The 24,256-nt window shown below is 35.5% G+C and carries 20 protein-coding genes and 1 tRNA gene; 13 read left to right on the top strand and 8 right to left on the bottom strand.

Going from position 1 to position 24,256, the window contains the following annotated elements:
• Positions 1-17: 17 nt before the first annotated feature.
• The 4 genes from ACFIM6_RS05340 (at position 18) to ubiC (ending at position 5,760) form a co-directional block, all read left to right on the top strand.
• Positions 18-1,235, top strand: a complete 1,218-nt coding sequence (locus ACFIM6_RS05340) for a mechanosensitive ion channel family protein (protein WP_375611969.1) — start codon at positions 18-20, stop codon at positions 1,233-1,235.
• Positions 1,236-1,304: 69 nt separating this feature from the next.
• On the top strand, positions 1,305-2,996 hold the full coding sequence (locus ACFIM6_RS05335; RefSeq protein WP_375611968.1) for a Na/Pi cotransporter family protein: 1,692 nt from the start codon (positions 1,305-1,307) through the stop codon (positions 2,994-2,996).
• 857 nt (positions 2,997-3,853) lie between these two features.
• A complete protein-coding gene (locus tag ACFIM6_RS05330; RefSeq protein WP_375611967.1) occupies positions 3,854-4,105 on the top strand; it encodes a GlsB/YeaQ/YmgE family stress response membrane protein in 252 nt (83 codons plus the stop codon).
• Between the two features lie 1,148 nt (positions 4,106-5,253).
• Positions 5,254-5,760 carry a chorismate lyase gene (ubiC, locus tag ACFIM6_RS05325; RefSeq protein ID WP_375611966.1) on the top strand — a complete coding sequence of 169 codons (507 nt, stop codon included), beginning with the start codon at positions 5,254-5,256 and terminating at the stop codon, positions 5,758-5,760.
• Positions 5,761-6,437: 677 nt separating this feature from the next.
• Here the strand turns inward: ubiC and ACFIM6_RS05320 are convergent.
• The gene (locus ACFIM6_RS05320) at positions 6,438-6,935 is read right to left on the bottom strand and encodes a GatB/YqeY domain-containing protein (RefSeq protein WP_375611965.1); all 498 of its coding nucleotides are present in this window, start codon (positions 6,933-6,935) and stop codon (positions 6,438-6,440) included.
• A gap of 235 nt (positions 6,936-7,170) precedes the next feature.
• On the opposite strand from ACFIM6_RS05320, the gene carA reads away from it, so the two are divergent.
• Entirely contained in the window at positions 7,171-8,367 is a 1,197-nt protein-coding gene (carA, locus tag ACFIM6_RS05315) for a glutamine-hydrolyzing carbamoyl-phosphate synthase small subunit (RefSeq protein ID WP_375611964.1), read from the top strand.
• Positions 8,368-9,239: 872 nt separating this feature from the next.
• Here carA and ACFIM6_RS05310 read toward each other — a convergent pair.
• Complete coding sequence (locus tag ACFIM6_RS05310; RefSeq protein ID WP_375611963.1) at positions 9,240-10,460, bottom strand: MFS transporter; 1,221 nt, start codon at positions 10,458-10,460, stop codon at positions 9,240-9,242.
• Positions 10,461-11,008: 548 nt separating this feature from the next.
• Here ACFIM6_RS05310 and ACFIM6_RS05305 point away from each other — a divergent pair.
• A complete protein-coding gene (locus ACFIM6_RS05305) occupies positions 11,009-11,848 on the top strand; it encodes a DUF1460 domain-containing protein (RefSeq protein WP_375611962.1) in 840 nt (279 codons plus the stop codon).
• A gap of 717 nt (positions 11,849-12,565) precedes the next feature.
• Here ACFIM6_RS05305 and ACFIM6_RS05300 read toward each other — a convergent pair.
• Positions 12,566-13,474, bottom strand: a complete 909-nt coding sequence (locus ACFIM6_RS05300; protein WP_375611961.1) for a cation diffusion facilitator family transporter — start codon at positions 13,472-13,474, stop codon at positions 12,566-12,568.
• Between the two features lie 767 nt (positions 13,475-14,241).
• Between ACFIM6_RS05300 and ACFIM6_RS05295 the strand changes: the two genes are divergently transcribed.
• Positions 14,242-15,051 carry a TrmH family RNA methyltransferase gene (locus tag ACFIM6_RS05295; protein ID WP_375611960.1) on the top strand — a complete coding sequence of 270 codons (810 nt, stop codon included), beginning with the start codon at positions 14,242-14,244 and terminating at the stop codon, positions 15,049-15,051.
• A gap of 277 nt (positions 15,052-15,328) precedes the next feature.
• Here the strand turns inward: ACFIM6_RS05295 and mnmA are convergent, their stop codons facing one another.
• Complete coding sequence (gene mnmA / locus ACFIM6_RS05290) at positions 15,329-16,552, bottom strand: tRNA 2-thiouridine(34) synthase MnmA (RefSeq protein ID WP_375611959.1); 1,224 nt, start codon at positions 16,550-16,552, stop codon at positions 15,329-15,331.
• A gap of 390 nt (positions 16,553-16,942) precedes the next feature.
• Between mnmA and ACFIM6_RS05285 the strand changes: the two genes are divergently transcribed.
• Positions 16,943-17,218 carry a DUF1153 domain-containing protein gene (locus ACFIM6_RS05285; RefSeq protein WP_273790817.1) on the top strand — a complete coding sequence of 92 codons (276 nt, stop codon included), beginning with the start codon at positions 16,943-16,945 and terminating at the stop codon, positions 17,216-17,218.
• A 139-nt stretch (positions 17,219-17,357) separates the two neighbouring features.
• On the opposite strand, the gene ACFIM6_RS05280 is transcribed toward ACFIM6_RS05285, so the two are convergent.
• A complete protein-coding gene (locus tag ACFIM6_RS05280; protein ID WP_375606932.1) occupies positions 17,358-17,744 on the bottom strand; it encodes a flagellar export protein FliJ in 387 nt (128 codons plus the stop codon).
• Positions 17,745-18,307: 563 nt separating this feature from the next.
• Here ACFIM6_RS05280 and ctrA point away from each other — a divergent pair.
• The gene (ctrA, locus tag ACFIM6_RS05275) at positions 18,308-19,009 is read left to right on the top strand and encodes a response regulator transcription factor CtrA (RefSeq protein WP_273790819.1); all 702 of its coding nucleotides are present in this window, start codon (positions 18,308-18,310) and stop codon (positions 19,007-19,009) included.
• A 223-nt stretch (positions 19,010-19,232) separates the two neighbouring features.
• On the opposite strand, the gene chpT is transcribed toward ctrA, so the two are convergent.
• A complete protein-coding gene (chpT, locus tag ACFIM6_RS05270) occupies positions 19,233-19,871 on the bottom strand; it encodes a histidine phosphotransferase ChpT (RefSeq protein WP_375611958.1) in 639 nt (212 codons plus the stop codon).
• Positions 19,872-20,085: 214 nt separating this feature from the next.
• On the opposite strand from chpT, the gene ACFIM6_RS05265 reads away from it, so the two are divergent.
• From ACFIM6_RS05265 to ACFIM6_RS05255, 3 genes are read left to right on the top strand one after another with little or no spacing between them, the layout of a single operon-like run.
• Positions 20,086-20,682: a DUF1134 domain-containing protein gene (locus ACFIM6_RS05265; RefSeq protein ID WP_375611957.1), complete on the top strand. Its 597-nt coding sequence runs from the start codon at positions 20,086-20,088 to the stop codon at positions 20,680-20,682.
• Between the two features lie 27 nt (positions 20,683-20,709).
• A complete protein-coding gene (locus tag ACFIM6_RS05260) occupies positions 20,710-21,096 on the top strand; it encodes a hypothetical protein (protein ID WP_375611956.1) in 387 nt (128 codons plus the stop codon).
• Complete coding sequence (locus tag ACFIM6_RS05255; RefSeq protein ID WP_375611955.1) at positions 21,086-21,352, top strand: hypothetical protein; 267 nt, start codon at positions 21,086-21,088, stop codon at positions 21,350-21,352. Before ACFIM6_RS05260 ends, ACFIM6_RS05255 begins: the two co-directional genes overlap by 11 nt.
• 324 nt (positions 21,353-21,676) lie before the next feature.
• On the opposite strand, the gene ACFIM6_RS05250 is transcribed toward ACFIM6_RS05255, so the two are convergent.
• Positions 21,677-22,795, bottom strand: a complete 1,119-nt coding sequence (locus ACFIM6_RS05250) for a DegT/DnrJ/EryC1/StrS family aminotransferase (RefSeq protein WP_375611954.1) — start codon at positions 22,793-22,795, stop codon at positions 21,677-21,679.
• 49 nt (positions 22,796-22,844) lie between these two features.
• Positions 22,845-23,801 carry a Gfo/Idh/MocA family protein gene (locus ACFIM6_RS05245; protein ID WP_375612035.1) on the bottom strand — a complete coding sequence of 319 codons (957 nt, stop codon included), beginning with the start codon at positions 23,799-23,801 and terminating at the stop codon, positions 22,845-22,847.
• 164 nt (positions 23,802-23,965) lie between these two features.
• On the opposite strand from ACFIM6_RS05245, the gene ACFIM6_RS05240 reads away from it, so the two are divergent.
• A tRNA-Met gene (locus tag ACFIM6_RS05240) sits at positions 23,966-24,042 on the top strand.
• The last annotated feature ends 214 nt before the right edge of the window (positions 24,043-24,256 follow it).

Genomic DNA, 24,256 nt, shown 5'->3' with positions numbered 1-24,256 from the left:
GAAATGGAGAATAAAAAGTGATCGAATTTATTGCTCAATATCCGTGGTTAGAGGCTATTTCTTGGCTTGTTATTCTTACTATAGCTGCCCTTTTAGTGAACTTTTTAGGACGAAAATTACTTATTCACGGAGCAAAAAAACTCTCTTCTTTTCTCCCCAAAAATACAACGATCGATATTAATAATGCTATTCAATACATAGCGGATATCATTTCAGCTTTTATTCTTTCAATTGGTGTTAATTTTATCTCAACATTGCCCGATGCATTTAGCACTGTCATCAGTAATGTTGCCAACGCCTTCATTATCTTCTTTGTCGTCCTGACAATTTCTTCCTGTCTCAATGTCATTAACATCCTTTACGAACAACGACCAACAGCACGACTAAAACCAATAAAAGGTTATATTCAAATTGCTAAAATTGCACTTTTTGCTGTTGCAACAATTTTAATGGTCGCTACATTGATTGACCGTTCCCCTCTTATTCTCTTCTCCGGTCTTGGTGCAATGGCCGCGGTTCTCATGTTAATTTTTCAAGATACGCTTCTTTCTCTCGTTGCCGGTATTCAAATTTCATCTACTGATATGGTTCGTGTTGGGGATTGGATTGAAATCCCCAATCTCGGTGCCGATGGTGATGTTATTGAAATTGCCTTGCATACTGTTAAAGTTCAAAATTTCGACAACACCATCACCTCAGTTCCTATCCGTAAACTTGTGACCGACCCTTTTAAAAATTGGCGTGGAATGCAAGAATCGGGTGGCAGACGCATCAAACGCTCTCTTTTTATTGATCAATCAAGTATCCATTTTCTCACAAAAGAAGAACAAAAATATCTTTCCCGATTTAATTTATTAGAAAATTATTTCACACAAAAAGTAGCAGAAATTGATCAATGGAATGCTCAATTAGATAAAAATCATGATGTCTTAGCCAATACGCGCCGTTTAACCAACATTGGAACTTTTCGTGCTTATGTTTTTGCTTATCTACAACAGCATCTAAACATCAACCCTAATATGACCCTCATGGCACGACAATTACCTCCTACAGAAAATGGTTTACCCTTAGAAATCTATTGCTTTACGAACACCACCGTTTGGATCGACTATGAACAAATTCAAGGCGATATCTTTGATCACCTTTATTCCATTCTGCCCTGTTTCGGTCTAAAGGTTTTTCAAAATCCAAGCGGTTATGATTTTAATCAAGTATTAAAAGCAAAAGTGAAATAAAAACAATAAACTTCAATTTATTAATTTGAGGCAACCACATTCACAACAACAAAGAAAGAATAAAGTATCATGAATGGTTCATTGGTACTCCTTCATCTTGCCGGCGCTATTTCTTTACTTCTTTGGGCCACACGCATGGTGCGCACAGGAGTTGAACGCGCTTATGGTGACAGACTTAAATATAAAATGTGCCACGTCGTTTCAAAACCATTGTTTGCCGTAAGTTTTGGACTTTTTACAGCAATGATTTTACAAAGCTCTACAGCAATAACACTCCTCGTTGGCTCTTTCGTTGAATCTGGTTTTGTCTCTGGAGTAGCAGGACTTATGGCTGTACGTGGAGGAGAATTAGGATCAGCAATCGTTGTAAAAATTCTCACCTATGACCTCACTCTTGTTGTACCCTTATGTCTTTTAATTGGCACTTGTATCTTCATGACAACAGAAAAACGTGAATGGCGTCAAATAGGACGTATTGTCATCGGTATTGGTCTTTTGATTTTATCTTTAGAGATGATAAGTACCGCGACAGAACCTTTACGTGAAAGCGAAATTTTGCCTAGCATCATTCGTTATCTTTCAACCGATCCTATTTCCACTTTTTTGTTGGCTGCTGGCTTAACCTACCTCTTACATTCATCCATTGCAGGAATCATTTTGCTGGTCAATTTTGCCAACTACGATCTTATCCATACGCAACTCTGTGTTGTCATGGTTCTTGGTGTCAACTTTGGCTCTTCTCTTATAGCACCACTTTTAACGCGCAACGCCTCTCCTAATACCCGCCTCGTTCCCTTAGGAAATTTACTCATGCGTGGGGCAGGGTCAATCCTTATACTTATCTTATTTCTCTCCTTTCACCCTCCCATCACATGGCTTGGCAATAACGCCCCTACTCAAGTAATCAACGCCCATATCATTTTTAATGTTTTCATTCTCCTTGCTGGAATACCGCTTTCAAAATGGGTTTTAAAATTAACCACTCAGATCGTGAATATAAGTGCAAAAAAAATGCAAGCCGACAAAACGCTCAATTTATCCGATCAAACAGCTCTTGATGACAGTGTTCTTGATCGCCCAACTCTCGCCCTCTCGAATGTCATGCGTGAAGTCATTCATATTTGTGATCTTGTAGACATCATGCTAGAAAAAATTATGGGACTTTATGAAAAGCCTGATCCCAATATTATTCGTGAACTCAACCAACTCAACACCATATTGGACAAAAAACATATCGCCATCAAACTTTATCTTGCCCGATTAGCGGGACAAAAATTATCTGACGAAGAAGCTCTTCAAACGCAAGAACTTCTAGGCGCCTGTATAAAATTAGACCAAGCAGGCGATATCATTATTCATAATATGTTGATGCTGGTTAAAAAGAAACAACAAAAAGGTTTACAGTTCAGCAGCGAGGGCTGGAGTGACCTCCTTCGTTTCCACGCCATTGTACTAGCCAACGCGCATATAGCATTTAACGTTCTCGTCTCACGTGATACACACACTGCACACCTATTGGTACAAAAAAAAGATCAGCTACGAAACTTAGAAAAAGAGATGAGTTTAAAACATTTTAAACGTCTGCGTGAAGGGGATCTCAAAAATGTAGAATCATCCAGTCTTCATCTCGACACTGTACGCGACCTTAAACAAATCAACTCTCTTTTGACCTCAATGATCTACCCCATTTTAGAAGAACAGGGACTTCTTCAAAGTTCTCGTCTACGCAACCCTGCTGAAGAACAAGCAGAAAAAACTTAAACTTTTCAAATAACTTGAATAAAACACACATCACATCGATTATTCAATTTTGAATATGGTCAAGATATTGATCTAATCAATAATATCTTATTATTCGATAATTTAAATGAGCTTTCTTCATCGTAAGTTTCTTTCATTTAAAATCTATTCATGATGATTTGCTCAAAGTCATTTGCTTGCACATTACAAACAAAGCAGCATGTAGAATAGAACTCTTGAAGAAAGATGTAAAAATGCCTAACCATCTCAAAGCCAAGACTGTTAAACACATAAAGAGTAGGTCAAGAGTATGATAGTTCCAACCTAAACCCGCCTTGTAAAAAGGGAACCGCTTCACAGTAGCAGCGAAACAGAAATACTCTATAAGAAATACAAAACCCCACAAAAATGCAACATTTATATCAAGATTGGTAGAGGTTCAACCTATACAGCCATGCTATAACGTATCAACGAAACAGTTTTCATTTCAAACATCATTGATATCAATTGGCAAGCTCCAAACTTTTAAATATCCATTTTACTTATTGCTTTAATCACAATTGTTTTTTTAATTTAAGAGAGAGATTTAAAAAGCTTATAAATACACTTTATGAGTTCTTAGAACATTTCTACTAATATTTTCTTCTTTTATTCATATTTATCAATTAATTAATTTATTTATAAATTAAAATATGTTGTATATTTATACTTATTAAGTATTATTATTATATAAATGTGAATATTATTTTTATATAAAGGAAAGTAATAAGTAAAATATCTAAAAGAAATATCCTTTCCACTGGTAAAAAAAGGAATAAACCTTGATTTTTACAAAGTTTACTCTAGTTACAATTTAAATTCAGGCAAAGGAGGGTATCATGGAAAATGCAAACATCGGTTGGATTGCTGCTATTATTATCGGCGGGATTGCAGGTTGGGCAGCACAGTATATTATGAAAAGCCAAACAGGAATATTGTTAAATATTATCTTAGGAATTATTGGCGCTGCGCTAGCAAGCTTTCTTTTTAGTCTTTTAGGTGTAAGTTTTGCTGGTTGGCTTGGCTATCTTATTTCAGGTTTTATAGGAGCCTGTATTCTTATATGGATAGGACAAAAAATTCGATCATAGAGTATTTATTTTTTACACCTTTTGGAATTCAATACAAAACTAGGAAACAACGAGCAGAGTTTGAAATATTTTCTTGTAACTTGGTGTTACCAATTTTGATATGATGGTGAGATGCTTAAGCTGCGATTTTAGGCATACACCATCACCGTATTATAAAACGAAATGCAGTAAAGAACTTTATAACGCACCATTTCATACCTATATAAACTTACGCATATCAGGAGAGATATGTTGCGTTATTTTAACGAAATACGAACTGATTTATGTACCACGTGCGCAAATCCAGCTTATCTCACTGTAATAACAATTCATAAGGTTACAAAAATCACTAACGATGATTAAAAATTCTACCGTATAATGCTTAACACCTATACACTCTATCAACAACACCCTTTTTACCAAGAAAACTCGAAGAGCTTTTTTGCATCTTAAGAAATAAAGAGAGACGGCAAGAATAAAATGATAAATATTTTTTCTAATCTATGAAATAAAATAGTATCTAAAATAAATATAAAAATTAAATTATAATTTGTTTTTTAAATTTATTTTTAATAATAAAAATATATAATTAAAAATTAATAATATTAATGCAAATTTATTATAAAATTAATACACATTATGTGATGTAATATTTCAAAATTTTAATAATATAATATATTTTGCAAAAATATATGCATTACTATAAACTTCTTGATTATAAAGAATACGATCTCCTTTACATCTCAATTCAAAAGATTTGAATATCTCTTCTCTTTCTAAAGTATAAAATAAAGTTTTGTTCCTCTTAAAATTTCCTCTTTATATCATCTTGCATAGATGAATTTTTAGCTCTTCTTTATATGCGTTACAAACGAATTTTAAAGCACGAAACATTTTTCCCATTGCTCTCATGCGATAAAGAAATTTCCGTAATGCATTGTGAAAGCACCTTGAACAAAACATAATACTTTATTTTACTTTTTTAAATGAAAATAATCCTATAATATATACTTCCTGCATATCTTCTTTTAAAGACCTTTGCTTTCGATTTTCCCTTTGATATCTTCCTGTTAAAATCTTGCTGCTTTTATACTCCTTGTATTACAATAGAGCTATCTATTTAACCCAACATAACATATGGAATAAGACTTTAGCTGTGGAGTAAAACGATGTCTGATCTTGAAGATTCCATCTTACCACCTCTAAAGTGGTTCTCTGATCAAAATCCTCCAATACCAGAAAATGTTCGCGATTGGCTCATGGAATCGGGCTCAATGACGCTTCGATTAAAGAAATATTGTACCTGCCTCCAAGTTCAACCACAACGCGAATGTTTTATTACGCGAGATAAATTAACAGAAGAAGCAGAGCATCTCCCCGAAAATGCGCGTTATTGGCTACGCGAAGTCATATTAATGGGAGATAATAAACCTTGGCTCCTTGGACGCACTGTAATTCCACAAGAAACCCTCCTACACAATCAAGCCTTGATGCATTTGGGAACTGTACCTCTAGGACATTATTTATTTAACAATGACAAATTAACCCGCGATTACATTCATATTGGTCAACAAGGTGCGCTATGGGCACGCCGTTCCCGTTTGCGGTTAACGGGTAAGCCATTGTTGCTAACTGAACTATTTTTAACAGATTCACCACTGTATCCCCACAAATAGAGGTTACTCATTTTATTCTGCATAACTTATAGATTTCATATAGCTTATAAGGGATTTAATCAGAGAAAAGAATTTCAAAATCATCTCAAGAACACATTAAAAACAAAGACTTCTTTTCAAAATATCCTTTTATTTCATCAACTCAGCTTAAAAAATCTCTTCCCTAGAAAAAACGTTCTAAAATTCTGATTTTCTTATCATTAAAACCAGCACTTGAATTAAAAAGATACACACCATATTGATAAAACCATCTACGTTTAAATTTTTTGCTGAATAATCACTACTCTAAATACGGTAACTCTTTATCAAACAAATGCTTTGAAACAGCAAAAAAGACAATAATACACTCCCCAAAATTGGAAATCTGTATCAATTAGCTTAATCATTCTGTTTTAAAATTTTTAACAGTGCTGACAATAGATCTTTTTAAAAAAGTAAAAACTCTATAATCTTTTTGTTTTTTAATGGTCTAACAGCTTTGAAGAACAGAAAAATATAATACTTAAAAGAATGTTTATTGCTCTATAAGAGCCAAAAAAATTTCGTTGATATCAAAAAGTTATTTTTTTGATAATAGTATGTAAGTACAAGATAAATGACATTTATCAACATCCTACTGATTTACAAAGGCGACGCACAATAAAAAACATTTTCCAATCCCCTTGAATTAACAAGATCTATTGCAATTTTTGACGAAGACTATTGCACACTTTAGAAAAATTCATTTGCCCCGCATACCGTTCCTTAAGCCATGCCATCACCTTACCGATATCGCGTAATTTTTCTGCCTTTGTTTGTGCCAAAGCTTCACAAAGAACCTGTTCTACTTCCATCTCCTTAAGTTGATAGGGAAGAAATTCACGAATAACTTCTATTTCTGCTTGTCCTCTCTCTGCCAATTCCAAGCAACCAGACTCTTTATAGGCTCGCATCAATTCTTCACGCTGTTGAAGCATTTTAGTGAAAACAGACTGTATCTGCTGATCATCCACTTCTAGCTTCCCTTCATCATAATAAAGAATATCACGATCCCTAACTGCAGCATTCATTAAACGAAGTGTAGCAAGACGCGCACTATCTTGCGCTTTCAAAGCAGCCCTAAGAGCCCCATCAATCTGGTTACGCAACATAAATTTATCCAATTTTTGTTCAAGAAGAAGATGCCTTTTAACCAATCTTTATCCATCTTGCAATGGAGAATAAAAAAATAATTAAGGACTCGATCTTCGAAAAGCTAAAACAAGACTTTACCTCTTCATGGAATGTACTTATACTGCCTATTTCAAGCGAAACGTTACCAGAATAATATGCACAGCATCTGCTAAAGGTATGATTTTTGTGTAAAGTTGATCATTATACCTTTCAGAGAATAAGCCATCATACCTTTAGAATAAATTGTGGATACATACTATGATACAAGCGACTTCACCCAGCCACCCTTGGAGTATCAAAAAACCGACAGCCCTCTTAGTCTTAGCAGATGGAACCGTTATTGAAGGCAAAGGAGCAGGTGCTACAGGTATAGCTGAAGCTGAAGTGTGTTTTAACACCGCCATCACAGGCTATGAAGAAATCCTCACAGACCCGTCATACACACAACAAATCGTTAATTTTACTTTTCCTCATATAGGAAATGTAGGGGCAAATAGCGAAGATATTGAAGATCTCTCTCCTCTCAATTGTCATGGTGCTGTTGGCGCTATTTTCAAAGCAGACATTACACATCCCTCAAATTATCGATCCAATGAAAATCTTCATCAATGGCTTAAAACGCGTAAAATTATTGCACTTTGTGGTATTGATACACGTGCACTCACAATTCTTATTCGTGAAAAAGGTGCACAAAATGCTGTCATTGCACACGATGCTAATGGAAACTTTGATATTCCTTCTTTAAAGAAACGTGCGCAAAAATGGCAAGGTCTCGTCAATCTTGACCTTACGAAAGACGTGACATCTCAATCATCAATGCAATGGAATGAAAAACCATGGAGTTGGAATAAAGGATACGGTACAAACAATGTGCACAATCTTCATATCATTGCAATTGACTACGGTATTAAACGTAATATTCTTCGCCTTATGGCAACACAAAAAGCACGCATTACTGTTGTGCCTGCCCACACAACTGCAAAAGAAATTCTGGCAATGAACCCTGATGGCGTTTTTCTTTCTAATGGACCAGGAGACCCCGCAGCTACGGCTCAATATGCCATTCCAACAATCAAAACATTAATTGATCATAATTTACCAATTTTTGGAATATGTCTTGGTCATCAACTTCTCGCTCTTACGGTTGGTGCAAAGACCGTGAAAATGCACCAAGGACATCATGGTGCCAACCACCCAGTTAAAGACCTTAACACTGGAAAAGTTGAGATTGTATCGATGAATCACGGTTTTGCCGTAGATTCTTCCTCTTTACCACAACATGTTCAAGAAACACATATTTCTCTCTTTGATGGTTCAAACTGTGGTATTCGAATCATTGGAAAACCTGTTTTTTCTGTTCAATATCACCCCGAAGCTTCTCCTGGACCACAAGATAGCCACTACCTCTTTCAGCATTTTAGTGATCTCATTATGAATTATAAAAAAATATCTTAAAATAAAAAGCCTCACCTTTTAACTTCTCTCCTTTAAATTATATCATCTTCCTACGCACAATTATATTATTTTTATACCTACAACTTATTGAATAAATATTCTTATTGATCATTCTAAAACTAAAAAGAGCGCACTGAATAACTTAAATTTTTCTCCCTCCTCTTCTCTTAAGGTCGTATCCATCAAAATCATTGGCTTCTCCCCCCAAGCAAGGTAAGTGTATCGATAAAAACTATTTTTAAAAAGAGTAAAGTGTCTAAACTTCAAATAAGCATTTGATTCACAATACAATTTTAAGCATTCTATTGTGCATGAGAAGCATAACTCCTCCTAAAGAATAAAAAAAAAATTAAAGTGTGAGACAATGCAACAAATCTCTACTTTTTAAAAGATATTGCCGTAGATGGTTTTGAAAACTGTAAAGCCGAATAAAAAAGTAATAGCAAAACAGAAAACATCTTTTCAATTTTACAACTTTATATTCTTCCAAAATGAGGTTTTCTTTCGATTCCAGAAGTGATGCCAACAAATATAAGCAATATTTTACTTCCAATTTGCCATATAAAATTTGGAATTGTTCATACAATACTGATACATCTAACTCAGATACGTTTTAATCTTTGTTTTCAATATGCTGCTGCATTAGCACTGGATATTAATTTGCAAGCAATAGAAAAAATACGGACTCCCCCTCTACAAACAATATCACAAAATAAAAAAATTATTTTTACTAAATGAGAAGGATATATCGATATTTTATACAACACTTTGTGAAACAAATATCACAAAAACTTTCTGCCTATAAAATGATACATTTTGTTTATCTTGTGCATTCTTTAGCAAAATAGTACGTACCAGCCCCTCTCAACAAATTAACGTACCCGCAAGACAAAAATAACTGTCGCAACAACAAGAAGAAAAAAGCCTCCAACAAAAGGAGCACCAGAAAAATAAAACAGTGCATTTTTATCTGTAAAACATTCAAAAAGAAACACATAAAAAACAGAACCAAATGTTAAACTCAACGAAATAACAGATGTCATCGCTCCTTGCAGTTCTCCTTGTACATTTGTCGGTACCTGCGCTGAAGCAATAGCACGTATAGGTGCATGAACAAGATACTCGAGCATAGTACACACACAAACCATATAAACCATCCACCCCTGCGTCGCAAATGTATAACCCAGCATAGCAACAGAGGCAAACAAAAGCCCTACTATAACAATATGCCAATCACTCCATCGTTTAGAAAAATAAGGCAAAATGAGAGCGACTACAATAAATTGGCCTATCCCAAAAACACTATAGGAGAGTCCAATAGAAAAAGAACTCCAATCATAGCGTTCTTTTGCAATGAAAGCCCAAATGCTTAACCATACAGATTCCGCAAACCAATAAAGAAAAAAGACCAATAACACCCAAAGAACCATCGGGTATTGTTTCAGATGCCAAAAAGCACCTAAGGGATTTGCCCGCTTAATATCAAAAAAGCGCCTATTCCATAAAGAAAGGGTTTCTGGAAGCATAACCCAAGAAAAAATAAAATTAATGAGTGAAAAACCAACAGCAAAATAAAACGGAATACGCGGACCAAACTGACCTAAAAAACCACCAATAAACGATCCTAAAATAAACCCCAATGCGGATGCAATGCCTAACAGACCAAAATTGCGTGTACGGGTTTTATCATCAGATATATCCGCAAGATAAGCTGTACAAGTTGCAAAACTAGCGCCACTTATCCCTGACAAAAGACGCCCGATAAATAACATAGAATAGCTCCATGCTATAGCACATATGAGATTATCAAGAGCAAAGCAAATAATAGAGAGAAGCAAAATAGGACGACGACCATAACGATCAGAGAGATTGCCAATAACAGGAGCAAACAAAAACTGCATCACTGAATAAGCTGCAAGTAATTTTCCTCTTTCTACAAAAGATGTACTGACCTCTTTTCCAGTTAATTGAGAAAAATATTCAGGCAAAACAGGACAAATGATCGCAATACAAAGAATATCTAACAATAAAGTGATGAACACTAAAATGAGCCCACGCTGAACAAATTTCGGATTGAGCATTTGGTCTTGCATAACATACACACTATTTTACGCATACAATGACTCCCCCGCTCTCTTTTAACTCCCTTTTCCTTTTAAAAGTATTCTATGCTGTATAATTTTCATATATGAAATAATAACAAATTAAAAATTACAAAAAGAGTCAAGATAAAAATATAAAATTATTTTTTACTTGATATATCATTATCAAAGTATAAAAAATATCTTTTATATTAAATGAAAAAAATACTTATGAGAATAAATCATTAACAATTAATCGTAAGACATAGAATATCAAAATAATTTGATAGATATTATGATTAATTTTATAATACATTATTACAACTTATCATACTGCTAATTTTTAAAACATCAACTCTATTAGATAAATCAATGCCATATAATAATTTAAATATTTAATAATCATCGTAAAATATATTAATACTGTAAAAACTGATTATATTTATTGAATCAATCAATATTATATGTTATTATTACATTAAAATGCTAATAAGCATGAGAAAACAGTTCTTTTAGTACGTGTTGTCCGTGAACTGTTAAATTTAAAAATGGTGTGTAAAATGCAAAAAATATCCCTATTAATTCTCACTTTAATGTTAGTGATAGGACGTGATGTCCAAAATTCTTATTCACAAGAGGGGGGGATAGAAAATAAAATAGAAACACAACAAACAACCAGCGTAGAGCTAGATCCCTATACTTTAAATAAATTAAATGCTCTTCTCAAAAAACGTTCAGAAATAAATGATCACGAAAAAGGAGCCGTGATTGACTTTCTTTCTGAAGCTTTTTTAGGAACACCTTACAAAGCTAATATGTTACATGGCTCAGAAAATACACCAGAAAAACTGATTATTGATTTTAGAAGCTTAGATAACTTCACTTGTATGGATTATGTTGAAGCATTGCGCAAATCAACATCCCAAACAGAATTCATAAATAACGTCATAAAAACGCGTTATATTAACGGTAATGTTGATTTTTTAAATCGGAAACATTTTTTTACGGATTGGGCTTATAGAGAATATAAACTCGCCACTGATATTACCGCTGAAATAAGTCCCCATGCGGTAAAAATAGAAAAATATCTCAACAAAAAAGCTGATGGTGAAAGCTATCTTCCTGGACTTCCAGTTGTGAAACGCACAATAACGTATATTCCAAGTAACTTTATTAATGAAGAGGTTATAAGCCGTTTAAAATCAGGGGATTTCATTGGTATTTATGCAAAACTTGCTGGATTGGATGTAACACATGTGAGTTTCTTTATCATGACAGATAAAGGGCCGATGTTACGACATGCTCCTTCACACAAAGAAAATGAAAAAGTCGTCGATACCCCTTTTATGGATTATGTTGCAAAAACACCAGGAATCGTCGTTTTAAGAGCCCTTGAATAACATCATAGCGATATGAAATAGCTTTTCTATTCTTAATAGATATACTGAAGCTATTCAGATAAACGTCTAACTTTGTATAATCTACACGGATAAAATCATATTTGAAGAATGGCGGTTATAATTACCTTTACTGACTGAAGGCTGAAGGCAAGCAAAACTCTGTTATTTCTTGTATCATACTTTCTTTTCATATGCTCGAGCTAAGAATTATCTATAGACCACCGCCATTCTAATCTTTATGAATATAAAAAATATTTTTTTGCAAGCATAAGTAAAATAAGGTATGTCATGATTATTGTCTCACAAAGTATTTTATATAAAATTTATAATTAAGCTCTATTTCCTCTCGCCCTCAAAAACAAGAGATCTATTCTTGACAGCCCCGTAAACAATACATCTTCTTAAGCCAATTTCAGCGGATAACCATTTCATGTAATTCAATTAAACGCCACCAGCAAACCTTACTGCTCGGCATTGACCGCGCACTCAAAAAATGCTTAAGAGATCAAATTTTATAGGTCTTATCTCACCACACCTTAAATGACAGTGTACGATAACAGAATAAATCTTGCCTTAAGAGACTCTGTTTAATCTTCCCCTTTATTGATGCAAAAATACAATCAACAAAAGAGCATCATCGTATTTTCAAGAGATATGAGTTGCCACACCGTAAAAAATTAATGTTCGTAACATGACAACCCATTTGAAAAAATCTTTTTATATAAAAGGGATTACCGTTGTACCGGGAGGCAATTTTGCCTCATCTTCAGGCTCGACATGAATAGAAATACGCACATTATCAAATTCTTTTTGAAGAACAGCTTCGATTTTATCACAAATTTTATGTGCTTCACCTACCGGCATTATAGCAGGTACAACCAAATGAAACTCTATAAAAGTAACCCTCCCAGCAACACGCGTCCGCAAATCATGGACCTCAAGCGCACCCGATGCATTTGCAGAAATCAGCTCACGAATCCGCATGCTTTCATTCAATTCAACGCCAACATCCATTAATCCCTGAACAGCATTTCTAATCACCTTCCAGCCCTGTAAGAGAATATTAACGGCAACGATTATCGCTAAAATTGGATCTAAAGCTCCCCATCCTCCGACAAAACCGGCAATTAAACCAATTAAAATTGCAAGCGACGTAAAAACATCAGTTATAAAATGTACTCCATCAGCTTTAAGAGCCGGTGAGCGATGGAGTTTTCCCTGCCCAATAAGAACCATTCCCCACATACAGTTTATGACAGTTGCAATAAGATGAATAACAAGCCATATTCCAGGTTTCTGCAACAATTTAACGGTAGAAAGAGCTATCCATGCTTCTCTTAAAATAACAATTGCCGCAATAATAATGAGTACCCCTTCAAGAATTGCGGAAAAATATTCCGCTTTATGATGCCCAAAGGGATGATCATGATCTGCTGGCTTCATACTCACTTTAACAGCCCACCATGCTGCCAATGACGCAAGGATATTAACGATTGATTCCAATGCATCAGAATAAAGTGCAACCGAACCTGTGATGTGATATGCCCAATATTTCAAAGCAAAAACAATACACGCAATAAAAATAGAGTATAAAGTTAAGCTTTGTATATTGATTTTTACATCCATGAACCTCATCCTTTTCTTCACGAAATAGGGAATTAATATTTTCAACCATATCATTATACTTTTTGCATAACGACGATCTTTCCTCAATATTACAGAAGCTTCATCATACAATAAACGCCTCAACTCACCATTATTATCGTAAAAACTGCTCAGTTACACGAACAGCACCAATAAATAAAGAAGAGAGAAAATAATAGAGAAAAGAGCTTTCCCAAGAGCAATCAAACACATAACCTTCATTATTAATCGTTTTCTGAATAACTTAAAGCCACCTCACTTCTCATAAACGAAAAACTTGTTTTTGCTCAAATCTATCATGATCATGCATTATTTTTCAGTCTTATGATGTGCATTATAACCCATCTATAAGCCATCTTTGCACCTTAGAAAAAATATCTTAGCACTCTACAGTAACTTTACAGGTCAACAGGATTTTAAAATATGATTTACTGAAAAATTTAGATATAAAAAGAAGAACAATGATTACCCTCAAAAAAAAAGAATCTGGGCATTGGGGACCCAGATTCTTTTCCCTTAAAAACTAAGGGCATACAGAACTTGGGAAATAGCGGGGACCCAAGACACTGCACCCGATACGAGAAAAAATATATGATTCCGTATCAGTATTTTTACATTATACCTATGGTTGCATATTGTCAATACAAATTCTACCATAAGTTTTAAAAAATATTTTTTTATCTCTTCTTTTTAAATAAAACAAATTCTAACATCTGGAAATCATAAGAAAAAAGCACTAAAAATCTCGCATGCATTTGAATATCATAACAATCAATGAAACAGATGATCCACGCCTAAAAGCCTATCATAATATCCGTGAAAAAGATCTTGTTGGACGGCAACATCAATTTATTGCTGAAGGCAAAGTAACATTGTCCGCATTACTACATTCGAAAGAGTTTTCTGCCATCTCACTGCTCATCGTAGCAAACCGTCTCTCTGGACTTCTACCGCTTTTAGAAAAAACACAGCCCCTATGTCCCATTTATTGCGTTCCACAAAAAGTTATGGATAATATCACCGGCTTCCATGTTCATCGTGGTGTTCTGGGTATTGGTAAACGAAAAATACTACCATCCTTACAAAGTTTTTTACAATATCTTCCAGAAAAAGCTTTGATTCTTGTTTTATGTGGTATCTCGAATCACGATAATATGGGATCAATTTTTCGTAATGCAGCAGCCTTTGCCAGTAATGGCATTATTGTCGACAAAACCTCATGCGATCCACTTTATCGCAAATCAATAAGAGTTTCTGCCGGCGCTGCTTTAAAAGTACCCTATACGCAAAACGCTGATATAGATGACATTATAGCTGCTCTAAACGATGAAAACTTTCATCTTTATGCACTCTCCCCTTCTGCCTCACACACTCTCAAACAAGCCAACAAAAGCAAAAGAATAGCACTTATTTTTGGAACAGAAGGCGATGGCTTACCACTCCACATACTAAAACAATCAAACACCTTACGTATTCCCATGACTGACGGTTTTGACAGCCTTAATGTTGCCACAGCCTCAGGTATTGCACTTGCTCATTTTACCAACTTTGACCACTAAAGATGATAACACTTCAAGTTATAGAACATACCTAATGTTGTATGTTATCTACCAGTCTCCAATAATATTGCCGTTCCCTAGCCTTTGAAAGCATTGATAAAAAACATTTTTACATTTTTTTCATCACTTTCCACACCCTAACCCCGCTTATGACGTGCAGAAGATATAATTTTGATGGATTCAATCATAAAACAAACTTTCAATGAGAAAATCTTCCGGAAGTCTCTCATTCAAGTTTAAGATTAAAAAATATCATTATAAATCAATTTACTATGCTTTATAAAGCTGTTGTTTTTAGTTCTGAGGAAACAGGATCTTTTGTTTCGAGATTGCATAAAACGCGCTTCAACATCATTTCAGTATCAGCTGCACGTTCTGAATGTGTTACAAATCCTCCTCCAAGAATACGCGCCTCATGACCATTTCCATCATAAAGAACGCAAGCTTGCCCTGGTGCCACACCATTTTCACATTCCAATAAATCAACAGAAAAAATACCTTCTTTATAATGTAAGCGCGCAAGGTGAGGAGGACGCGTTGAACGCACCTTTACAGCCACCTCAATACCTTGAGAAGGGAAATTATCTAACGACTCATCACCAAGCCAATTCACATCACGTAAAAAAAGCTTATGCGTTTCTAACATTTCACGCGGTCCAACAATAACACGTGCATTTTCCACATCGAGATAAACCACATAAAGCGCTTCACCCGTTGACACCCCAATACCACGACGTTGACCAACCGTATAATTAACAATTCCCGAATGTTTACCTAAAATCTTTCCATCAATATGGACAATAACGCCAGGATTAGCTGCTTCTGGACGCAGTTTTGCGATAACATCTGAATATTTTCCTTGTGGAACAAAACAAATATCCTGACTATCATGCTTATTGGCAACCACAAAGCCCATTTCTGCTGCCATTTCACGAACGCGGGCTTTTGGAAGGTCACCAAGTGGAAAACGCAAATAATCAATCTGTTCTTGTGTCGTTGCAAAGAGAAAATAACTCTGATCACGATCATTATCGAGAGGACGAAAGAGTGCTCGATGCGCTCCGTTGGAACGCGAACGAATATAATGTCCCGTAGCCAAAGCATCCGCCCCCAATTCGCGTGCCGTTGCTAATAAATCAGCAAACTTAACCGTTTGATTACATGCAATACATGGTACTGGGGTCTCTCCATGAGCATAACTTTCTGCAAAAGGATCAATAACAGCTTCGCGAAAGCGCTTTTCATAATCAAGAACATAATGCGGTATTCCTAATGTTTCTGCAACGCGGCGTGCATCCTCAATATCTTGTCCTGCACAACACGCCCCCACCCGATGCATTGCTTCCCCATGATCATAAAGCTGCAACGTAATGCCAATAACATTATACCCTTCCTTTTTCAAAAGACCTGCAACAACCGATGAATCAACCCCCCCCGACATTGCAACAACAATGCGATAATCCTCAGGTTGTCCTGGTAAATCAAGACTGTTTAAAAACATGTATTCATTCTCTATTTAATGCTCTGTTTAATGGCTAGCCATATGTTGACATTTTGATGCACGCTCTTTAGCACTTTTACACGATTGATTGTCTTTATATTATTTTTTTATCCTTTCCACAACCATAGGCATTACTTTCTTAAAAGCTGCTGCAAACAAAAAAAGAATGATAGAAATAAGGCATAATGGTAATCGTTTAGGAGAAAACCTTTTTTCTCTTTTGAAAAATCCGGTAAAATATTGCAAGAATCTCTTCTACACACTTCAACTTGAGCTTCTTTTTACATACCCAATCACTTTATTAATTTTTTCTTTCAGCGCTTTTAGCTCTTTTTTAAATTTCATGCTCTATAAACGAATCAAGTCCTTGACTAAAGGTAGAGGATACGAATGAGCAACTTGATAAAAACACAAATGAAATATGTTATTGGGCCAGATGGAAGTCCGCTTACAATTGCCGACCTACCGCCGCAAACAACACGGCGCTGGGTGATTCGTCGCAAAGCTGAAGTTGTTGCGGCTGTCAGAGGTGGATTGTTAAGTCTTGACGAAGCGTGCCACCGTTATACTTTGACCGTAGAAGAATTTCTTTCATGGCAAAGTTTAATCGATGAACACGGTTTAGCGGGATTACGAACGACCAAGATTCAACACTACAGGCATTAAGTTGCCATTGATTAATAACATAAAGCAATCTATAAAACAGCCAAACTTGATAAAAGTTTGGCTGTTTTATACTATATCCAAAAGATAAACCTGAAAGAATGGATTTTTCAATAATTGCTTTTATCATCCAGCCATTAAATTAGCCAACCATTGAATTAGATTGAATCAAAATATCCTTATCATCCGCAGCAATCTTCTTTTCTCGTGCTTCCAAAAGCTGTGCACGTTGCAGCTCTGTATTAGCTTCATGGAGAGCAATTTCAGCATTTGTTTTTTGAAGTTCTAAATCACGAATTGAATTGATCAGATTATCACGTCTTTGCCGCGCTGCACGCGCAAAAGCAGAATAAGCAAAATGGTGAACATCATTGTTTCCAGATTTACGTTCTTCATGAGTAATCTGTGCTTCCAACTCTAACACCATTCGTTCAAATTCTGCGATCATCATCTCAAGCTGTGCAATTTCACGGCGCTTTCCACGCACTTGAAACATCCTCAATCGCACCATATTTTCTCGTGGCTTCATACTCACTACTCCTTGATTGCGCCAACTCAAAACTCGCATTCACACCCAATAAATATCTTTTAGTTATATATCTATCCGACAAAAACAGTCTATTAACTTGAAATTATAATAATTTTTGCCTTGCATTAAAGCATCTGAAAATACAATCTGCTTTAAAGAGCAATAACTATTTCTTTAACTTTTCCCCCATTATAAACTGAAGAGGTTTAAAGCTCAGTAAATAAACACTGAAATTATAAAAAAGTAATTTATAAAGCTCTTTTACAAATTTTTTTAAGTTAAAGTTTATAGAAAAAGCCCTCCTTTTTTATTATGTTAAAAAATATAGGATTTTTCTAAAATAATTTTGTAGCCTCTTTCAAAAATAAAAATATTTTGTTAACCACTATCATGGATAGTGGGGAATTTAGTAGTGATTGTTACGCGTACTACTGAAATGTTCATAAACGCTTTGTTATAAGTGTTTGATTTAATGAATTGTTTTTATAACAGTGGTTTTGCTAACTGATATAAAATAGAAATGCTCCTTATGATTCGTGAAGGAGCAAAGTGAGGGATCTAAAATGCGCGTATTATTAATTGAAGATGATAGAGCAGTTACTCAAAGCATTGAGTTGATGTTAAAGTCGGCTAACTTTAATGTTTATATCACTGATCTGGGTGAAGAAGGTATCGATTTAGGAAAACTCTATGATTATGATATCATTTTGCTTGATCTGAATTTGCCTGACATGTCAGGGTATGATGTCTTGCGGACTCTAAGGTTGGCAAAAATAAAAACTCCTGTCCTAATCCTCTCTGGTATGAATGCCATTGAAGATAAGGTTCGTGGTTTTGGCTTTGGAGCAGACGACTATATGACGAAGCCTTTTCATAAGGATGAGCTCATTGCACGTATCCATGCAGTTGTTCGTCGTTCAAAAGGACATGCACAATCGGTTATTGTTACCGGAGATCTCACCGTTAACCTTGACACAAAAACTGTCGAAGTTGCAGGGCGCCCTGTTCACTTAACCGGTAAAGAATACCAAATGTTAGAGCTTCTCTCTTTACGCAAAGGTACCACCCTTACCAAGGAAATGTTTCTCAATCATCTCTATGGTGGAATGGATGAACCAGAACTAAAGATTATCGATGTTTTTATTTGTAAATTGCGGAAAAAATTGGAAGCAGTCTCTTCCAGTGTAAATTACATTGATACAGTTTGGGGACGTGGTTATGTATTACGTGATCCAGTTGAAGAGAACGTACGAAAAACCGCTTAAGCAGTGAACATGCACATTGTAAAATCTCGGAGTGTAGCGGGCCGAGATTTTTTCCCGAGATCTTTTCTCTATTAAAAGTAGAGAACTCGCGCACTAAAAATCTCATATAGAAAGCGCTTAAAGCTTAAGAAGTAACCACACCCAATTTACACATATAACCTTATCGCTCATAAGTTCAATCGAAACCACTTTTCCCAACACAGCTTAAGCGCTTCTCTCTTATTCAAAGCTTTTTTACACTTTCTAAAACAATACAACCATCACTTTCATCAATATTTATTTTCATCTCTGTCATCTGAGCAAGTAACATTGTGTAATAAAATTGGATGACATGTGCATCAATAAGCTCTTCTTGAACTTCTCCACGGAATAACGCAAGAAAATGAGGGGGTATACGGAGAGTTCTACCGAAAACCTCAAATCGAAAAGAACGTTTATTTTCTTCTTGCAAAATCATAACAACAATTTCACCACCACGAGAAACTGTTGCGTTTGCAATCAATAATAAATTAAGCAAAAGTTTAACTTCATCTTTTTCTAACAATAAAGAAGAAGCTTGCCATTTTAAAGTTGCTTTTTCTTCTTTCATATATTGTTGAGCAACCTGCTCTGCAGTCCGTGTATCTATTTGTCCTCCACTTGCACCAGCAAAACCAAAAGCCAATCGCGCAAATTGTAGACGTGCAGCAGCACTCGCAACGGATAAACGCACCAATTGTAAAGCATCTTCTTCAGCTCCTCCTTCATCATAAAGCTCCATTGCATTTTGAATAGCCCCCACAGGTGAAATAAAATCATGGCAAATACGACTACAAAGCAAAGCAGCAAGATCCATAGGCTTCAAAGAAATATCTAACGTCATAATGATTGAAAACTCCTAGATTCAAAAAAACAAACTTTATTTTAAAGAAAAACTCTTAACATCTGATGCATAATAGGAAACATTAACAATCATGCTAAAAAATTCAGAAATAAATTCAAGAATTTAAATAACCTTATATCTTATTTTTTATTTGAATAGGATGAAAATTCTAATATTATCTTTTTGTTTATCACTAATAAAAGGAGAAAACTCCATGGCTCTCTCTCTGCTCAAATACTGGTACAAAAATATTATATCTTTAATCTTCCTTTTATTCATCACCATAAACACTACACAAGCTCGACTAAAACCAATAGAGCAAAACGAACCTCATTATTCACTCCAAGAAATTATTGATTCTGGTCATATTTTTTTTGGAAAAACAGCCAGTGGTCTGGCTGTTGCAATTCAAAATATTTTTTCAAAATATGGTTATCCCAATGCCTATATTTTAGGAGAAGAAGCTTCTGGTGCCTTTTTTGCTGGATTAACCTATGGCGAAGGAATGGTTTTTACCAAAAGCTATGGTCAACATAAAGTTTTTTGGCAAGGTCCCTCAGTAGGATGGGATTTTGGCGGCCAAGGCTCCCGTTTAATGATCTTAGTTTACAATCTTAGTGGCATAAATAATTTATGGAGACGCTATGGTGGTATTTCAGGTTCGGCCTATTTAATTGCAGGTGTTGGTTTTCATGTCCTAAAATACCATAATACCTTGTTAATCCCAATACGTACAGGAGTCGGCGCACGCCTTGGTATCAATATAGGATATTTAAAATTAACACATAGACCGACATGGAATCCGTTTTAAACGGTTTCTTATTTGAAAAGGGGTATTATGCTTATTCAATCATTTCTTTTTTTTATACTTGGAGTTGCTTTCACTTCCTGGTTACTGGTGCTTTTATCTCCTTTTATTTGGCGTAAAGCCGTTCATTTTGCGTATAAAGATGTTTGTGCGAAAATGCCATTATCACTCGCGGAAATAGAAGCAAATCACGATTTTCTTCGTGCACAACATGCTGTAGAATTAGCAAACAACCAACAAAAGTACGAATTTTTGCAAAAAAAATATGTCCAACAAAAAATACAACTGAGCCAAGTAACAGAACAATTTTATCGGCTATGCCTCCCCACAAAAGATACTCTCACCAAAGAAGCGATAGCAATCAAACAAAATATCGCCACACTACACACTTCCAAAGGAAAGACAAATGATGCGTGAAAAAGTCGCACACTATCAGCAACGCTTACAAAAAATCCAAACTCATGAGCTGGACACGACTGCTAACCACCAATTGCTAGAAGAACTCCGAGAAGAAACAAAAGAACTTGCAGCAACATTGGCGGCTCAAATAGCACTACAAGAGGGGAATACATCACCCATCAACACATTGATTCAAAAATCCAAAAGCAAAAATGACCTAGCATCACGTATTCGCCAAAAAATAACTTTTCTCTCCAAAAGCCCTGTTAAATAAGTTATCTTTTAAAACACCTTAAATGAAGAGTAAAATCAACAAAGGTTCATTGTAACTTTCATAACCCAAATCCTTTTTACTAAACGTGACTTTTTTGCTAAGCTAAAGGACAAAGTTTCTTAGCCCATACGGTTCTGTTAAAAAATATCTTCTTGTCTAGAAGCTTCACTTTCTAATCATATCACCGCTCTAAAGGACAACATTTCATAGGTCCTAGAAAGGAAATAATACCAAAATATTGGCCACACACTTTAACAAAAAATACCTTCTAAGATGGATCACCAATAGAGATTTGACCATAATTTTAAGGATAAAAACACGCTCTCAAGAGTGATAAAAATCTCTTATTTTTTTGATAATCATATCCTGATCCGTTTGTGTCAAGTAAGGATGCATTGGTAAACTTAAGACACACTCTCCTAAAGACTCTGAAACAGAAAGGGAATCTTTTACATAAGGGAAGTGTTTATAAGCTGGCTGTTGATGTAAAGGAGTTTTATAATAAATCATTGTAGGGATAGAATTTTTTTGTAAAAAATCTTTTAATTTATCCCGTTCTTTTACCTTAATCGTATATTGTGCATAAGCAGAACGAATATTTTCTCCTATTTCTGGAACTGTAACAATATCTCTTAAGCCATTGGAATAGCGTTGAGCAATTTCTACACGCTTTTCCATTTCATCTTCAAAAATCGCAAACTTTTCTAGTAAAATTGCAGCCTGAATGCTATCTAGGCGCGAATTCATACCAATACGTACATTGTCATATTGCGTTTCACCTTTACCATGAAACAAAATAGAGCGTAAAAGTTCTGCAAAATGATCATCATTGGTCATCATAGCGCCTCCATCACCATAACATCCTAATGGTTTTGCAGGATAAAAACTTGTAGCAGCCACATCACCAAAAGCACCACACATAGTATTACCGCTTCTCCCCCCCATAGATTGAGCAGCATCTTCAATTACAAAAAGATTTTCCTTTGCAGCCACTTGAGCAATTTGCACATAGTCAGCAGAAAGTCCAAATAAATCAACGGCAATAATAGCTTTTGGCTTTAGACGTCCCTCTTTTTTTACCATTTCGATAGCGTGAGAAAGTTTTTCAACATCAATATTGAATGTATCAGGTAAAACATCAACAAAAACAGGTTTAGCCCCCACCAAAGCAACCACTTCAGCCGTTGCTGAAAATGTAAAACTAGGACAAAAAACAGCATCGCCTGGACCAATATTTTTAGCCATAAGAGGCATCTTCAAAGCATCTGTTCCATTAGCACATGCAATCACATGTTTAACGCCAAGATATTCTGCCAATTTCTCTTCAAATTCTGTTACTTTTGGCCCCAAAATATACTTACCACTAGCGACTACATGCGCAATTGCAGAATTAATTTTATCTTCAATACGCGCACGCTGCGCCCCAAGGTCGATGAATTGCATATTAACTCCATTGATCATCACAAGAATGCAAAAGCGCTACCTATCTCTTTTATCTATCATAATTGACATCAGCAGCTGTTAAAATCCGTAAAACAGCAACAGCATCATCACCATTTGTACGAGGTGATTGACGCGTTTCAATACAATGAAGGAAATGCCGTAATTCGCAAGTAAGCGGCAAATCTTCACAAACATCAATGTAATTCAGCTCATCCATGCTAAAAGCCCACTCTTGATTTTCTTTCCAAACGGCAAAATGGTGCATTGCCAATTTACGACTCCACGGTTCCATATCATCAAAAACGAGTATAGCCTTTGTTCCAACAACAGTTAAACGCCTCTCACGATAAGAACTCAAGCGTGAAGTAAAAAGATGACTACGCACACCATTTGGAAAAATCATATGAATATGAGAAAAATCAGAAATCTGATCAACGACAGCAGCCCCCTCACCGCGAATTTCGGAAGGTTCACATCCTGTCAACGCCAAAATCATTGAAAGATCATGAGGGGCAAGATCCCATAAAGCATCACTGTGTGTGTGAAATTTTCCAAAGCCTAATCTATGAGAATAAATATATCGCACATCTCCCACATCTCCGTTTTTCACCAATTCACACATTTTTTCAAAAGCTGGATGAAAACGCAAAATATGGCCCACCATAAAAACTCGCTCATAGGCCTCAGCCTCCTGAACTTGGCGTTTAGCATCAGAAACATTCAAGGCTATTGGTTTTTCCACCAAAACATCTTTACCATTTTTAACAGCACGGAGCACATTTTGCGTATGCAATTGTGGCGGCAACGCTAATACCAGCGCATCAATATCTCGATGAGTAAAAAGATCATCTGGTGTAACAACCTCTACACCATACAGTGTTGCAAAACTAGCAGCACGATCATTATCAATATCAGAAACTGCTGCTAAAGCCCCGAGAGAGTGGAGTGTCCGTATATGATTTTCACCCCAATGACCGCATCCTAAAACCGCTACACGTGGCACCATTTTCATGCCTTACCTTACTTTATCATATGAAAATTACACTTTTACATATCGAGGATAAAATAGAATGACAAGAGAAAAGCTTAAAAACGATGCTTGACATCTTACTATTCTACCCCTTATATCCGCAAAAGATGTAATTATTGACAATTATGATTGCTTATTTTGGCGGAGTAGCTCAGTAGGTTAGAGCAGAGGAATCATAATCCTTGTGTCGGGGGTTCAAATCCCTCCTCCGCTACCATTACTTTTTTGTTGTGTGTGTAGCTTACTGTAGCTTGCCAGTTGTAGCTTGCCAGCAGGTTTTGTATATTTTGACACTAGGTTTTGTACCAATTTATTTTTTCTCAAAGAGTTTTTAAGGGGTTCTCAAAGGGTCTTTGTAGCTTGCCAGCAGGTTTTGTATAATTTGCCACTAGGTTTTGTACCAATTTATTTTTTTTCAAAGAGTTTTTAAG

It is taken from the genome of Bartonella sp. AA9NXGY (assembly GCF_042196845.1).
Taxonomy (GTDB): Bacteria; Pseudomonadota; Alphaproteobacteria; order Rhizobiales; family Rhizobiaceae; genus Bartonella.
The sequence above is the reverse complement of the archived record's forward strand: the minus strand, read 5'-3'. Positions and strand labels throughout refer to the sequence as shown.